At 66.7% G+C, this 15,140-nt stretch carries 11 protein-coding genes; 6 read left to right on the top strand and 5 right to left on the bottom strand.

What is annotated here, in order from left to right:
- Window positions 1–74: 74 nt before the first annotated feature.
- Window positions 75–1,880 (bottom strand): ABC-F family ATP-binding cassette domain-containing protein, encoded by a 1,806-nt coding sequence (locus LTA6_RS12590; protein WP_407357985.1) that lies wholly within the window; start codon window positions 1,878–1,880, stop codon window positions 75–77.
- Window positions 1,881–2,015: 135 nt separating this feature from the next.
- Here LTA6_RS12590 and LTA6_RS12585 point away from each other — a divergent pair, with 135 nt between their 5' ends.
- From LTA6_RS12585 to LTA6_RS12570, 4 genes are all read left to right on the top strand, one after another.
- Complete coding sequence (locus tag LTA6_RS12585; RefSeq protein WP_407357984.1) at window positions 2,016–3,047, top strand: hypothetical protein; 1,032 nt, start codon at window positions 2,016–2,018, stop codon at window positions 3,045–3,047.
- Window positions 3,044–3,415, top strand: coding sequence for a GntR family transcriptional regulator (locus LTA6_RS12580; RefSeq protein WP_363547989.1), 372 nt, complete (start codon window positions 3,044–3,046; stop codon window positions 3,413–3,415). Before LTA6_RS12585 ends, LTA6_RS12580 begins: the two co-directional genes overlap by 4 nt.
- Window positions 3,416–3,533: 118 nt before the next feature.
- A complete protein-coding gene (locus tag LTA6_RS12575) occupies window positions 3,534–5,108 on the top strand; it encodes a serine hydrolase domain-containing protein (RefSeq protein WP_407357983.1) in 1,575 nt (524 codons plus the stop codon).
- A 77-nt stretch (window positions 5,109–5,185) separates the two neighbouring features.
- Window positions 5,186–6,778, top strand: coding sequence for a PucR family transcriptional regulator (locus tag LTA6_RS12570; protein WP_407357982.1), 1,593 nt, complete (start codon window positions 5,186–5,188; stop codon window positions 6,776–6,778).
- 59 nt (window positions 6,779–6,837) lie between these two features.
- On the opposite strand, the gene LTA6_RS12565 is transcribed toward LTA6_RS12570, so the two are convergent.
- From LTA6_RS12565 to LTA6_RS12550, 4 genes are all read right to left on the bottom strand, one after another.
- A complete protein-coding gene (locus tag LTA6_RS12565) occupies window positions 6,838–7,959 on the bottom strand; it encodes a sugar-binding protein (protein WP_341974094.1) in 1,122 nt (373 codons plus the stop codon).
- 62 nt (window positions 7,960–8,021) lie between these two features.
- Entirely contained in the window at window positions 8,022–9,380 is a 1,359-nt protein-coding gene (mmsB, locus tag LTA6_RS12560; protein ID WP_363547998.1) for a multiple monosaccharide ABC transporter permease, read from the bottom strand.
- A complete protein-coding gene (gene mmsA, locus LTA6_RS12555) occupies window positions 9,377–10,897 on the bottom strand; it encodes a multiple monosaccharide ABC transporter ATP-binding protein (protein WP_341978357.1) in 1,521 nt (506 codons plus the stop codon). Before mmsA ends, mmsB begins: the two co-directional genes overlap by 4 nt.
- 155 nt (window positions 10,898–11,052) lie before the next feature.
- On the bottom strand, window positions 11,053–12,066 hold the full coding sequence (locus tag LTA6_RS12550) for a LacI family DNA-binding transcriptional regulator (RefSeq protein ID WP_341974092.1): 1,014 nt from the start codon (window positions 12,064–12,066) through the stop codon (window positions 11,053–11,055).
- Between the two features lie 199 nt (window positions 12,067–12,265).
- Between LTA6_RS12550 and LTA6_RS12545 the strand changes: the two genes are divergently transcribed.
- Both LTA6_RS12545 and LTA6_RS12540 read left to right on the top strand, forming a co-directional pair.
- Window positions 12,266–13,753 (top strand): amidohydrolase family protein, encoded by a 1,488-nt coding sequence (locus tag LTA6_RS12545; RefSeq protein WP_407357981.1) that lies wholly within the window; start codon window positions 12,266–12,268, stop codon window positions 13,751–13,753.
- On the top strand, window positions 13,753–15,081 hold the full coding sequence (locus LTA6_RS12540) for a serine hydrolase domain-containing protein (protein WP_407359275.1): 1,329 nt from the start codon (window positions 13,753–13,755) through the stop codon (window positions 15,079–15,081). Before LTA6_RS12545 ends, LTA6_RS12540 begins: the two co-directional genes overlap by 1 nt.
- Window positions 15,082–15,140 lie beyond the last annotated feature (59 nt).

Here is a 15,140-nt window from a genome sequence, read left to right as displayed (position 1 = left end):
GACTCCGCAACGCTAAGCGGGGTACCTCACGCGCGCGGAATCGAGCTGTCACAGAGCGTCACAGCGTCGAGCGATCAGTCGAGCTGCTCGGTGAGCTCGAACCAGCGCAGCTCCAGCTCCTCGATCTCGGCCTGCTGCGCACTGATGGCCTTCATCTTCGTGCCGAGACCCTCATAATCGCCCTGGTCGTGCTCGGCGAGGGCCTGCTTCGCCGCATTCACCTGCTGTGTCAGCTTCTGGATGCGCCGCTCGAGGGACGCGATCTCCTTCTGCGCCGTGCGGAGCGCTGCACCGTCGAGGCTTGCGGATGCCGATGCGGTCGCGACCGCAGAGGGCTTGGCATCCCGCTCCAGCGTGCGCAGCCGGAGGTACTCGTCCACGCCACCGGGCAGGTGACGCAGGTGCCCTCCCAGGATCGCGTACTGCTGGTCGGTGACGCGTTCCAGGAAGTACCGGTCGTGGGACACGACGATGAGGGTGCCCGACCACGAATCGAGGAGGTCCTCGATCGCGGCGAGCATGTCGGTGTCGAGGTCGTTGGTCGGCTCGTCGAGGATCAGCACGTTGGGCTGGTCGAGCAGCACCAGGAGCAGCTGCAGGCGGCGCTGCTGGCCACCCGAGAGGTCCTTCACCGGCGTCGACAGCTGCGCCGAGTCGAAGCCGAGCCGTTCCAGGAGCTGCCCTGGCGTGAGGTCCTGCGCCTTCGATCCGGCGCCGAGGGTGTACGAGGTGCGCAGCCGCGAGATGACGACGCGCACCGGCTCCTTCCACACCTCGGTGAGCTCGTCGAGGCGCTGCGTGAGGGTCTTCACCTTCACCGTCGTGCCGCGTTTGACCCGCCCCGCCGTGGGGGCGACGGTTCCCGAGATCAGGCCGAGCAGGGTGGACTTGCCGGCGCCGTTGACCCCGAGGATGCCGGTGCGCTCGCCCGGCGCGATGCGCCATTCCACGTCGCGGAGCACTGCGCGCGACGGCGCGGATTCCGTCGCCGGGAAGGTCACGCTGACATCGAGGAGGTCGACCACGTCCTTGCCGAGTCGCGAGACGGCGAGAGACTGCAGCGAGACCTTGTCGCGGATCTCCGGAACATCGGCGATGAGCTCGTTGGCCGCGTCGATGCGGAACTTCGGCTTCGCGGTGCGCGCGGGGGCGCCGCGGCGCAGCCAAGCGAGTTCCTTCTTGGCCAGGTTCTGCCGTTTGGCCTCGGTGGCCGCGGACATCCGGTCGCGCTCGACGCGCTGCAGGATGTACGCCGCATACCCGCCCTCGAAAGGCTCGACGATGCGGTCGTGCACCTCCCACGTCTCGGTGCAGATCTCGTCGAGGAACCAGCGGTCGTGGGTCACGACCATGAGCGCACCGGAGTTCGCGGCCCAGCGCTTCTTGAGGTGCCCGGCGAGCCAGGTGATGGCTTCGACGTCGAGGTGGTTGGTGGGCTCGTCGAGGGCGATGACATCCCAGTCGCCGGTGAGGAGCTTGGCGAGCGAGACACGGCGGCGCTGACCACCACTGAGGGAGAGGACCGGAGCATCCCAGGCGAGATCCTTCAGGAGGCCCTCGATGACATCCCGGGTGCGAGCATCCCCCGCCCATTCGTATTCAGGCGTGTCGCCGACCACCGACTCTGCGACGGTGAGCGCATCGTCGAGGGTGTCTGCCTGATCGAGCACACCGATGGTCGTTCCCTTGCGGACCGTGACGCGTCCCGCGTTCGGCTGCTTGAGACCGGCCAGCATGCCGAGGAGGCTCGATTTTCCGTCGCCGTTGCGGCCGACGATGCCGATGCGATCCCCCTCTTCGATTCCAACGGTGACGGAGTCGAAGACGACCCTGGTCGGGTACTCGAGATGGAGGCCTTCGGCCCCGAGAAGATGTGCCATGTTGCTATCCAGGGTAGTTGGCCTGGATGCGAGGATCCTGCGCCGGCCTTTGTATCTCCATCGTGATACAAGTTGTGATAAACATATGACACAACTCATCGATCGGAGACGACAATGCCGCAGAGAAGCACTTTCATGTTCGGCCCGATGGAACTCGTCGGTGCGGCCTTGTCGCTCCCCCTGTTCTCCTTGGTGATCGCCGTGATCATCGCCGGGGGCATCCTCCTCTTCACTGCTCGACAGAGGTACGAGGGTCGTGCCACCGTCCTGATCCCCCTTCCCGTAGCCCAATCGGTCACGGCGAGATACGTGCCCGAGCAGCGCGCCCTTCGCATCATCGCGATCGCCGTGGCCCTCCTCTTCGCGGTGGAGAACATCGTTCGCGGATACGTGCTCGCCATGGCCGACCAGGTTGCGTGGTGGCGATACGCCACTCCCGTCTTCTCAGCATTCGTCGGCATGGTCGTGATCTTGGGAATGGTCGCGATTCGAGGAACGACGCAGCCTGAGGTCCCCGTCGTGCCCGCATCCCGTCGCACCTGGACGAGTTTCAGCCCGCGACCAGGCCTCATCGGCGTGTGTCTCGCACCGCTCGCCCTGGCGGCGACGACCATCGCCGCGGGACTGTCGTCATCGGCTGATGATCAAGGCCGATACATCTGGCTGGAGATCCCGGTGCCCAACGAAGCGGCGATCGACCCGATCCGCCCGTGGTTCTATGGCTGGGCCTACGGTGTTCCGGTGCTGATCTGCCTCGCCGCTCTCTCCTTCGCGACCTGGGCGGTGCTCCAGCGCAACGCGGAGCGCCCCTACATCCGGCCCGAGACCGTCGCCGCCGAGCGTGGCGCCCGTCGCGAGGTCGCCATCGGCGCCGTACGCGTCGCGACCGCCGGCATCCTGCTCGCACTGACCGGCGCGTGGCGGTTCATCGCAAGCGCCGGATCGGGCTCGACGCTGGTGATCGAGGGCCAGAACGGGGGTGCGCCCTACGACATGACGTGGCGGTACGCGGAACTCGCCATCGCCGCCGGCTGGTTCGCACCGATCCTCGAGGTCACCGCATTCGTGCTGCTCCTGCTCGTCGCCATCCGTCCGCGTCGCACGCTCGCCGCCCCTTCCTCACCGGACCAGACCGACGTCCAGGCCGACGCAGAGGCCGCGCTGTGACCGAGCGTCCCCTCCTGTCTTCGACAGAGGAGGGAAGCCCGGCCATGGACATCTATCGGCAGCTTCGCGGACTCATCGTCTCCGGTCAGCTGGGCGCGAATGAGCGCCTGCCGACCGTGCGTCAGACGGCGAACGACCTCGGTGTCGCCGCCGGGACCGCAGCGAAGGCCTACAAGATGCTGGAGCAGGACGGCCTCGTCGTCAGTCGCACGGCCGCCGGAACCCGCGTCGCAGAATCCGCGGCGGTTCTCCCCCTCTCCGTCATCCGGCGCATTCGGGATCTGGTGGCCGATGCCGTCTCGACGGGGGTCGAACCCGACGACGTGATCGACGTCCTGCGTGCCGTCTGGCGAACCGACGCCCCCTGAACCGAGCGCTCAACCGACCCGCCCAACCGCCCAGCGCCGTGCAGACGACCAATCTCGACGAGTGCACTTTGCCCGTTCCGACAAGGGCTGAGGAGACCCCCACCGCAAGACTTCCGTCATGGACAACGAGGCCCTCGCGCAACTCCTTGCACAGCTCGTCGCACTATCGGCAGACCCCTCCGGCCCCGGTCTCGCCGTGGGGATCTACCACGGCGGGACGTTGACCGCTCACGCCGAGGCCGGACTGGCATCGGTCGAGTTCGGCGTCCCTATCGACGAGGACACCCGTTTCGACATCGCCTCGATGAGCAAGCAGTTCGCGGCGACCGCTGTGCTGCTCCTCGCCCGTGACGGACTCATCGACCTCGAAGACGACATCCGATCGCACCTGCCGGAGCTGCGGCTGACGACGCCCGTGACGATCGCGCAGTGTCTGCAGCACACCGGCGGGCTGCCGGAATGGCTGCAACTCACCGAACTCACCGGGCGTCCCCTCACTCGGATCACCCAGAACCAGACGCTGGAGTTCGTCGCCGGCCTTGCGACCCTCAACTTCACCCCCGGCTCGTCCTTCAACTACTCCAATACGGGGTATGTCCTCGCCGCCTCGCTGGTGCACCGGGTCACCGGTCGCACCCTCGGCGAGTTCGCCGCTGAACGGATCTTCGCCCCGCTCGGCATGCACCGCACCCTCTTCCGCGAGGACAGTCGCGCAGTGCTCTCGGAGTTCGCGTACGGATACGAGACGGTCGCCGACCACCTGCAGCGGGCGGACTCCGAGGAGTGCGCCGTCGGCGATGGAGGTCTGGTCACGAGCCTGAGCGAACTCGGCGCCTGGTTCCGCTTCCTGAGAGACGGTGACGCTCTCGGAGACGACATCCGCGACACGCTCGTAGACAGCACCCCGACCTTTCCCGATGGAAGCGTCGGGCCCTACGCCTACGGCATCTATCACGCCGATCTCGGAGGCGAGCGTGCGATCGGCCACGCCGGTGCCGTCGCCGGGTACCGCTCGCACCTGTACTACCTTCCCGACAGCGACCTCGGCGTCGTCGTGCTGGCCAACCACTCCGCCGTGCGCCCCACTGTCATCGCGACGAAGGTCGCGCGCCACGCCGCCGGGATTCCCGAGCCGACCGACCCCACCCTCGTCGATGGTCGTGATGCCGCTGCACCCGCAGGTGGATGGTGGATCATGCGCGGTGCCGATGAGTCGGTGCGCACCCAACCGCAGCCGGATGGCACCCTGACCCTGTCGGGATTCCAGAGCGGACATTTCCGACTTGCCGACGACGGCTGGTGGTACGGCGATGATCGGGACGAAGGACTCCAACTGCTGATCGACGACGACCGGCTTCGCCTCCGCATCGATATGCGCCCTGGCCGTGATCTCACCTTCGAGCGCTGTGCCGCCCCGGATCCCTCCGCCGCTCCGCCGATCGGAAGCTATCTCAGCCCCGAGCTCGGCACTCTCGTGATCATCGAGCCAGATGGAAGGTTCCGCATCGGTCTCGACCTCGTCGGTCGGATCGAGCCAGGCCCGGACTGCACGTTCAGCGCCGGCCAGGCCTCGGTGCGGCGCGATGGCGACGACGTCCTCCTCGGCGCCTTCGGCGTCGACGGAATGCGGTTCGTGCGACAGCCGGATGGCACCGTGATCGTCGGCGCCCCGCGGGGTCTCGAACGGTTGTGAAGGATTCCGGCTGGCACCCAGGGGCTTTCACGCCCGCGGCGTCGGCGAGCCCCCTCCAGACACGGCATCCTGGAATGATGACCGCCGAGCCCTCACCGACCACCCTGGGAACCCTGTTGGACACCCTGGGGACGACCGTGCTCCGGCCTCTGGCACTGCCGGGAGGGCGCGATCGGGGTGCCGGGCATCCGGTGATCCTCGATCCGGACTCGAATGAGCACCACGGAGGCGACTCGATCGTGCTCGCTCCTGGCCGCCCCTCGGTCGAGCTGATGGATTGGGCTGCGGGCGCGGGCGCGGCCGCCATCGTCGTTCGCACCGGAGCGATCGACGCCGCATCCTGGGGCCAGGCGGCCCGCCGCACGGGAGTGGCCGTGCTCGAATCCGCGCCCGACGTCGCCTGGGGTCGGCTCTACACGCTCATCGACGCGATCAAGACGATGTCCGGCCCGATCTCCGACGCCGACAACCGCCACTCCGCCGATCTTTTCCGGCTCGCGAACGACATCGCGCTGCGCACCGGCGGGGCCGTCTCGATCGAAGACCTGGCCATGCGCGTGCTCGCCTACTCGACGATTCCCGGGCAGGAGGTCGACGGGCTACGGCGCGATGGCATCCTCGGTCGCCGTGTTCCGGACGACCCGACGAATGCCGAGGAGTACGCCGCAGTGCTCCGGTCGGTCACGGCCGTGCTCAGCCCTCCGACCGCCACAGTCCGCCCGCGCCTGGCGATCGCCGTGCGCGACCGGGGTGAGGCGCTGGGCAGCATCTGGGTCCTCGAGGGATCGACTCCCCTCTCCGAGGATGCCGCTGAGGTGCTCGCCGAGGCAGCACCGAGCGCGGCCGCGCAGCTGGCGCGGTTCAACCTCGTCGCCGATGCGGACCGGAGACAGCGCACCGAAAGACTCGGATGGTTGATCCGCGGTTCCGGCGCGACCGGGAGCATCGCGGAGCATTTCGGCCTGGAGCGATCCGGCGCGACGACGGTGATCGTCATCGATCGGATTCCCGAACAGCGCACCAGCCGCACCGGTGTCTCGATGCACACGGCAGCCGCCTATGTCGGCGATCTGCTGCGAACCGGTCTCTCGGCGTACCGGATCCCCGCGGCCGCCGGCGCTTTCGAGGGACGCGCGATGGCTGTGGCGGGGACCGTGGCTGACGCCACGGTGCTGCAATCCATCGTCGCGACCGTGCTCGCACGGGCGACGGAGAGCATCGGCGATGGCTGGCGCGCAGGTCTGAGTTCCACCCTCGCGGGGCTCTCCGACATCCCCACCGGTGCCAAGCAGGCCGCGCACGCATGGCGTGTGGTGGCGAACATGCCAGGACACGGGGAGATCGGTCTGCACGAGAACCTCGGACCGGGGCTGCTCCTGATGGAGATCCACGCCACCGTCGGCCAGAGCGAACTCGTCGGCGGTGAACCACTCAGAACGCTCACCGCGCACGACGCCGCCACCGGCACCGACTACGTCAAGAGTCTGAGCCGGTGGATCAGCGCGAACTATGACGTCGCCCGCGCCGCGGAGCTCCTCATGCTGCACCCGAACACGCTGCGGCATCGCCTGCGCCGCATCGCCGAAGTCATCGACATCGATGACCCCGACCTTCGACTCGTACTCGCGCTCCAACTGCGGTTGCGAGACATCGAGGAATCTGCGCGCTGAGTACGGAATGAGCCGCCCGGGCACCAGGCCCGGACGGCTCATCTGTTCCCGCAGAGTCGTTACTGGTACGACTTCACGATCTCCAGGAGGCTCGGAACGTTGGCGTACGCCTCGGCCGCGTTCTCCTTGGTCACGATCAGCGGCTCGAGCAGGTACGAGTCCACGATCTTCTTTCCGTTGTCGTACGACTCGGTGTCGTTGACGTCGACGTCCTCGCCCTTCTGCAGCTGGCCGACCATCTTGATGGCCTGCTCGACGAGGAGCGCGGTGTCCTTGTTGATCGTGGAGTACTGGATGCCCTCCATGATCGACTTCACCGACTCGACCTCGGAGTCCTGGCCGGTGACGACCGGAACGGTCTTGCCGGCCTGCTGCACCGAGGTGATGATGGCGCGAGCGAGCGTGTCATTCGGCGAGAGCACACCGTCGAGAGCCGTGTCGCCGCCGTACGATCCGGTGAGGATCGTGTCCATGCGGTTCTGGGCGTTCTCGGCGAGCCAGCCCTCGGTCGCGGTCTGCGCGATCTCGGACTGACCGGAGACGACCTTGAGCGTGCCGTCTTCGATCTTCGGCTGGAGCACGTCCATCGCGCCGTCGAAGAAGACAGCCGAGTTGGCGTCATCCGGCGAGCCGGAGAACAGCTCAATGTTGTACGGCGCCTCGTGGCCCGCACGCTCGGCGAGACCGTCCAGCAGAGCCTGCCCCTGCAGCTGACCGACCTTGAAGTTGTCGAACGCGACGTAGTAGTCGACGGCCTCGGTGTTCTCGATGAGCCGGTCGTAGGCGATCACGTAGGCACCGGCATCCTTCGCCGCCTGCACCTGCGTGGCCAGCTGCTTGCCGTCCTTCGCGCCGATGATGATGACCTTCGCGCCACCGGTCACCATGGCCTGGATCTGGTTCTGCTGTTCCGCCACGGTGTTGCTCGCCGGCGCATACTGCACGTCGGCCTTGAACCCGGCCTCTTCCAGCCCGTCGGTGAACAGCTTGCCGGCGAGAACCCAGTTCTCACTGGTCTTGTCCGGAAGGGCGACGCCGATCGTCGATCCGGCCTCGAAGCCGGTCGTCTCCGCCTCGGTGCCGGTGCCGGTGTCGCCACCGCCGCGCTCACCGGAGCAGCCGGTGAGGGCGAAGGCACTCGCGGCGACGAGCGCTGTCGCCGTGATGATGATCTTCTTCATGTGATCTCTTTCTCTGGTATGCGACGGATGCCTTGCGCGTGTGCGCGACGCGAGGCGTCCGCCTACTTTCCGCTCGTCTTGTCGACGGCGGGGGCTTGGTAGGTCTGATTGGGTTTGAAGGTCTCGGTCTCCGCGTCCTCCGGCCGTCCGCGACGACGGGTGAGGAAACCGATGAGAGACGGGCGGCCCTGCTGCTTGTTCCAGACGTCGATGGCGACGGCGAGCAGGAGCACGAGGCCCTTGATCATCGCGACGACATCGGCTCCCTGGCCGAGCAGCTGAAGGCCGTTGTTGAGGAAGGCCATCACGAGACCGCCGATGATCGACCCGATCACCGTGCCGATGCCGCCGGCGACCGCGGCGCCGCCGATGAACACCGAGGCGATCGCGTCGAGTTCCCAGCCGTTGCCGTCACCGGGGCCCGAGGCCTGCGAGCGGGCGACGAAGATCATGCCGGCCAGTGAGGCGAGCACCGACATGTTCATCATCACGAAGAAGTCGACCCAGCGGTCCTTGACGCCCGAGAGGCGAGCCGCCTGCCGGTTGCCGCCGACGGCGAAGATGTGCCGGCCGAAGACGGTGTTGCGCGTGACGAACGAATAGATGATCACGAGCGCCAGCAGGATCAGACCCGAGACCGGGAAGCTCGTTCCGGGGCGTCCGGTGGCGAACAGCCAGCCGGCGCCGAGGATGACGACCGAGAGCAGAGAGACCTTGGTCGCGCTCACCCAGACCGGTGCACGATCCGAGCCCATCTTCTTCTGGATGCGGCGCGTGCGGATCTCCCAGAAGATCACCCAGGCGACGCCGATCAGAGCGAGGATCATCGTGGGCACGTTGAAGTTCAACGGCAGCGCCACCTCGGGCAGGTAGCCGGCCCCGATGTACACGAATTCCTCGGGCACGGGGATCGACTGCGAGTTGCCGATGAACTGGTTCGCCCCGCGGAAGAACAGCATTCCGGCGAGCGTCACGATGAACGCCGGCACCCCGACATAGGCGACCCAGAACCCCTGCCACGCACCCACCAGCGCGCCGACGCCGAGTCCGAGCAGGATCGCGAGCGGCCAGGGAAGATCCCAATCGGCCATCGCCTTCGCGACGATGATGCCGCTGAAGGCCGCCACCGAACCGACCGACAGGTCGATGTGGCCCATGATGATCACCATCACCATGCCGATCGCCAGGATCAGGATGAACGAGTACTGATTGATGACGTTGATCAGGTTGTTCGGCGTCAGGGTGGCGCCGTTCGGGTTCTTGATCATCGTGAGCACCTGGAAGAGCAGGATGATCACCAGGAGGCTGCCCAGGATGCCGAACTGGCGCAACGACGAGGTGCCGTTGCCGCCGAACATCTTGCGGATGTCGCCGAAGTGGAAGCCGCGCTTCTCGGTCTCGGTGGTCGTCGTGGTGCTCATGCGGATGCTTTCTGGGTAGCGGAGGTCATGCTGCGCATGACCTCTTCCGGGGTGGCCTGGTCGGAAGGGATGCAGTCGGTGACCCGACCCTCGAAGACGGTGTAGATGCGGTCGGTGATGCCGAGCAGCTCAGGCAATTCACTGGAGATGACGATGACGCCCTTGCCCTGGGATGCGAGCTCGTTGATGATCGCGTAGATCTCGTACTTGGCGCCGACGTCGATGCCGCGGGTGGGCTCGTCGAGGATGAGCAGGTCGGGGTCGGTGAACATCCACTTCGCGAGCACGACCTTCTGCTGGTTGCCGCCCGACAGCTTCGCGACGCCCTCCTCGACGGTGGGGGTCTTGATGCGCAGCGCCTTGCGGTAGCGCTCGGCGACGACGAACTCCTCCTGCTCGTTCACCACCCCGCGTTCCGCGATCTTCGACAGCTTCGCCGACACGACCGAACGCTTGATGGTGTCGAGCAGGTTGAGGCCGAGCGACTTGCGATCCTCGCTGACGTAGGCGAGGCCGTGCTTGATCGCCGAGGACACATCCGACAGCACGATCTCCTGCCCGTCCTTGAACATCCGGCCAGAGAGGAATGTGCCGTAGGAACGGCCGAAGATGCTCATCGCGAACTCGGTGCGGCCCGCCCCCATGAGGCCGGCGATACCGACCACCTCACCACGGCGCACATTGATGCCCGAGCCCTTGACGACCATGCGCTCGGAGACGGTCGGGTGCTGCACCCACCAGTCCTTGACCTCGAAGAACACCTCGCCGATGTCGGGGGTGCGGTCCGGGTACCGGCTCTCCAGAGAACGGCCGACCATGCCGCGGATGATGCGATCCTCGTTGATCTCGCCCCGCGAGATGTCGAGGGTCTCGACCGTGCGGCCGTCGCGGATGATCGTGATCTCATCGGCGATCTGCTCGATCTCGTTGAGCTTGTGGCTGATGATGATCGACGCGATCCCCTTGGCCTTCAGCCCGAGGATGAGGTCGAGAAGATGCTGCGAATCGTTCTCGTTGAGTGCGGCGGTCGGCTCATCGAGGATGAGCAGCTTGACGTCCTTGTTGAGCGCCTTGGCGATCTCGATGAGCTGCTGCTTGCCGACGCCGAGGTGCTTGATCGCGACATCGGGATTCTCGTTGAGGCCCACGCGCGCGAGCAGCTCGAGCGCACGCTGCTTCTGCGCCTGCCAGTCGATCTTGCCGAAGCGCCGGATCTCATTGCCCAGGAAGATGTTCTCGGTGATCGAGAGCTCCGGGATCAGCGCGAGCTCCTGGTGGATGATCACGACGCCCGCGTGCTCGCTGGCCGCGATGTCCTTGAACCGCTGCTCCTCGCCGTACAGGAGGATGTCGCCGTCGTAGGTGCCGTAGGGGTACACCCCCGAGAGCACCTTCATCAGGGTGGACTTGCCGGCGCCGTTCTCGCCGCAGATGGCGTGGATCTCGCCAGACCTGACGGTGATCGACACATCGGCGAGCGCCTTCACACCCGGGAACTCCTTGGTGATGCCCTGCATCTCCAAGATGGGGCCTGCTACGACCGGCAACGTTGCTGTTGTGCTCACGGAACTTCCTCGCGACGGGCGGTCACGTTCGATGTGACCGTTCACATTAGATTACATCGTCCGCTTCGGACGGGACTCTGTCAAGTCCTGGCGGAGATTTCGTTTCGCTACCGTGATGTGGTTGATTCACGGACGCGCAGCGTCGGATGCAGTTCGCCGAAGGACGGCGTCTCATCCCCACGGATCTGCGCGAGCAGAATCCGCACGGCACGACGCCCGAGTTCCGGGAACTCCTGATGCACCGTCGTCAACGTCGGTGAGACGTGGGCGGCGACGGGGATGTCGTCGAACCCGACGACACTGACGTCATCGGGTACGCGGACCGCGGCATCCCGGAAGCCGTGCATCAGACCGATCGCCATCAGGTCATTCGCCGCGAAGACCGCGGTGAAGTCACGCCGACGCGCCAACTCCTGCCCGGCGAAATACCCGAAATCAGCCGACCAGTCCCCGCGGATCGGCGGGAACGTCGGCAGGTCGGCCGCGCGCAGCGCCTCCAGATATCCCCGCATCCGCGACTCCGCCTCGATCCAGTCCTGCGGTCCGGCGAGGTGCAGGATTTCACTGTGCCCGAGCGCGATGAGATGCTCGGTCGCGGCTCGCGCACCGGCGACCTGATCGGCAGACAGGCTCACTCCGTCCGAACCGGATGCGGTCTGGAGTGTGACGAACGGCAGGTCGACCGCCATCCCGCGCAGCACGTGGAAGACGCGCACCTGCGGAGCGAGGACGACGATCCCGTCCACCTGCTCACGGGCGAGCTGGCGCACCGCGTTGCCGATGGCCTCCGGCGTCGTGGCTGCGAGATTGAGCGTCGAGACCGAGTACCCCTCCTCACGCGCCGCATCCTCGATGCTCGCGATGGACGACGTCGGCCCGAACTCGCCGATCGTCGCGGAGAGGATGCCGAGGGTGTTCGACCGGCTCGTCACGAGGGCTCGAGCGGCCAGATTCGGCCGGTAGTCGAGCACGGAGATCGCGTCGAGCACTCTCGCCTTCGTCTCCGGGCGGATGCTGGGGTGATCGTTCAAGACGCGGGACACCGTCTGATGCGAGACGCCGGCAAGCCGGGCGACGTCACGGATGCTCGGCAGGCGGGCACGCTCGGAAGCCGTCGACATCACAGCCTCCTCGCGTGTGCACGGTCACATGGGTACATTCATTATGTCGGTAGCGCCCGTTGCGCGCACCCTGTCGAGCCAGGAAGCGATGGGTTTCGCTCGCCTCGCACGGAGCGGGTTGTCCGATCACACCGGAATCCGGCGGGGACTTCGTGTCGGAGCACCGGACACGAAGAGGACGGGATGCCACTGTGGCGTCGTGGACATCATTCTTCGCGGCGGGCGCGTCATCGACCCGGGAACCGACACCGATCAGATCGCGGACGTCTTGATCTCTGACGGCCGTGTGGTTGCGATCGGAAACGAGGTCGGGACTCGCACCGACACGGAGACGATCGACGCCACCGGCATGATCGTGGGGCCCGGCTTCGTGGATCTGCACAGCCATGTGCACTCGATCGCCGGCCAGCGACTGCAGGCGATGGATGGGGTCACGACAGCGCTCGACCTCGAGGCCGGCCTCATGCCCGTCGCGGAGGCGACCGCCCGCGCAGAGCAGGAGGGGCGTCCGCTGAACTACGGCTTCTCAGCCTCGTGGGCTCAGGCTCGTGCATACGCGCACCTCGAGCGCGTTCCGGTCCCCGACATCCACGCCTCCATGGAACTTCTGGGAGATCCCGAGTGGCAGCGCAGCTCCAGCCTGTCAGAGCGCCGCCGCTGGCTCGGTCTGCTGGAGGGCGAACTCGCCGCGGGAGCGCTCGGCATCGGCGTCCTCATGGGCTACGCCCCGCGTACCGACCCCGACGAGTATCTCGATGTCGCCCGCCTCGCAGCGGCGGCTCGCACCCCGACGTTCACTCACGTGCGAGAGCTGATCGAAGCCGACCCCGCGACACCGATCGACGGCACCGAAGAACTTCTTCGCGCTGCCGGCGAGACAGGTGCCGCGATGCATCACTGTCACGTCAACAGCACCTCGCTCCGGCACGTGGATCGCGTTCTCCTGCAGATGGAGCGAACGATCGCCGCCGGATCCCGGGTGACCGTCGAGGCCTATCCGTACGGCGCCGGGAGCACGGCGATCGGCGCATTCTTCCTCGCTCCGGAGAAGCTTCCCGGCCTCGGCATCGCGCCGTCCGCTCTCGTGCTCGTCGAGACGGGAGAACGCATCGCCGATGAGGCGAGACTGCGCGAGATCCGTCGGACGGACCCCGCCGCGGCGTGCATCGTGACTTTCCTCGATGAAGCGGATCCGCTCGACCGCGCGCATCTGCATCGCTCCCTCGCTTTCCCCGACTCGATCGTCGCCAGCGACGCCATGCCCGTGTTCTGGCCTGCGCGCGACGGTGCACCGGCATCGCACGAGACGACGCAGTGGCCGCTGCCTCCTGGCGGTCAGACCCACCCGCGCACGGCGGGCACGTTCACGAAGTCGCTCCGACTGATGGTGCGCGAGTCGGAGACCTGGACCTGGCTCGAGGCCTTCCGGCGATGCTCCTACCTTCCCGCTCGAGTGCTCGACGAGACCTCACCCGCCATGCGAGGCAAGGGGCATCTCCGCATCGGAGCCGATGCCGACATCGTGGTGCTCGATCCCGCGACCCTCACCGATCGCGCGACATATCTCGACCCCATCCGCCCCGCTCAAGGCGTCCGCCACCTGTTCGTGAACGGCACCGCCGTGGTCAGAGACGGCGACATCGTGGCGGACACCTACCCTGGCCGTGCCGTACGAGGAGAACCGTGATGCTGAACGACCTGCAGACCTTCCTGGATCGCAGCGCCAGAGAACTGAACGTTCCCGGCGCCGTGATCGGCATCGTCGACGGCGACCAGGAGCATATCCTGACCACCGGGGTCGCCGCCACCGACACGGGAGCGGCCGTCACTGAGCGCACGCTCTTCCAGATCGGCTCGACGTCGAAGACGTTCACCGGCACGGTCGCGATGCACTTGATCGAGAACGACCTGCTCACGCTCGACACGCGCGTGATCGACGTGCTGCCCGACCTCCGGCTGGCTGATGAGTCGGCCCTGCAGGAGCTGCGGATCCGGCATCTCCTCACGCACTCCGGAGGCTTCCTCGGCGATGCCGACGAGCTCGACGGCTGGGGCGATGACGCGCTCGCACGCAACATCGCCACCTATGGATCCCTCCCCCAGTTCTTCGCGCCGGGCACGATCGCGTCGTACAGCAACGCCGGGATGCGCCTCCTCGGTCGCGTGATCGAAGTCGTCACCGGCGAGACGTTCGAGAGCGCCGTGCGGCGGATCGTGCTCGATCCGCTGGGGATGACCGAGACGTTCTTCTTCCCCTGGGAGGTCATGACCCGGCCGCACGCCGTCGGCCACGTGCCGGGTCAGGAGGGTGAGATGTCGACGCTTCCCCTTCTGGGCTTGACGCGCGATATGAATGCCGAGGGCGGGATCGTCTCCTCGGTCGGAGATCAGCTCCGCTACGCCCGGTTCCACATGCGTGGAGAGACCGAGGGGAGCGCCCCCGTCAGCGATTCCACTCGACTGCGGATGCAGCAGCCGCAGGTCACTGCCGGTCCCCCTGTGGAGGCGATCGGATTCCCCTGGTTGCTCACCCGCCGCGGCGACACCAGAGTCGTGATGCACGGCGGAAACATTTACGACATCCAGTTGAGCGAGTTCCTCTTCGCTCCGGACCAGGATCTCGCGATCACCGTCCTCACCAACAGCGGAAGCGGCAAAGCCCTGGGCACACTGCTCATCGACTGGTGCTTCGAGCACTTCCGCGGCATCACCAGGACGCCTCCTCCCGTCACGCTCGGTGACGTCGACGCACTGGACGCCATCACCGGAATCTACGACGCCGGGCAATGGCATTACGACGTCACCCGCGTGGGTGACGCCCTCGAATTCGGCATGGTCCTCGCGCCGCACATCGTCGCGCTGGGCATTCCCGCCCGTCCGCCGATGCGAATCCGCGTGCGCGAAGATGGCGCGCTGATCACCGACGACGATCAGGCGGTCGGGCGCACTCTGACTCCCGCAGAGGGCGGTCCTGACCTGCTGCACGTCGGTCTGCGCGCAGTGCGTCGACGCTGAAGGCCCGAGCACCCCGCTTTTCGTCCGCCCGTACGAACACGCAACGAAGTCTCGTCTAC

Source organism: Microbacterium sp. LTA6 (assembly GCF_045690355.1).
Classification (GTDB): domain Bacteria; phylum Actinomycetota; class Actinomycetes; order Actinomycetales; family Microbacteriaceae; genus Microbacterium.
The sequence above is the reverse complement of the archived record's forward strand: the minus strand, read 5'-3'. Positions and strand labels throughout refer to the sequence as shown.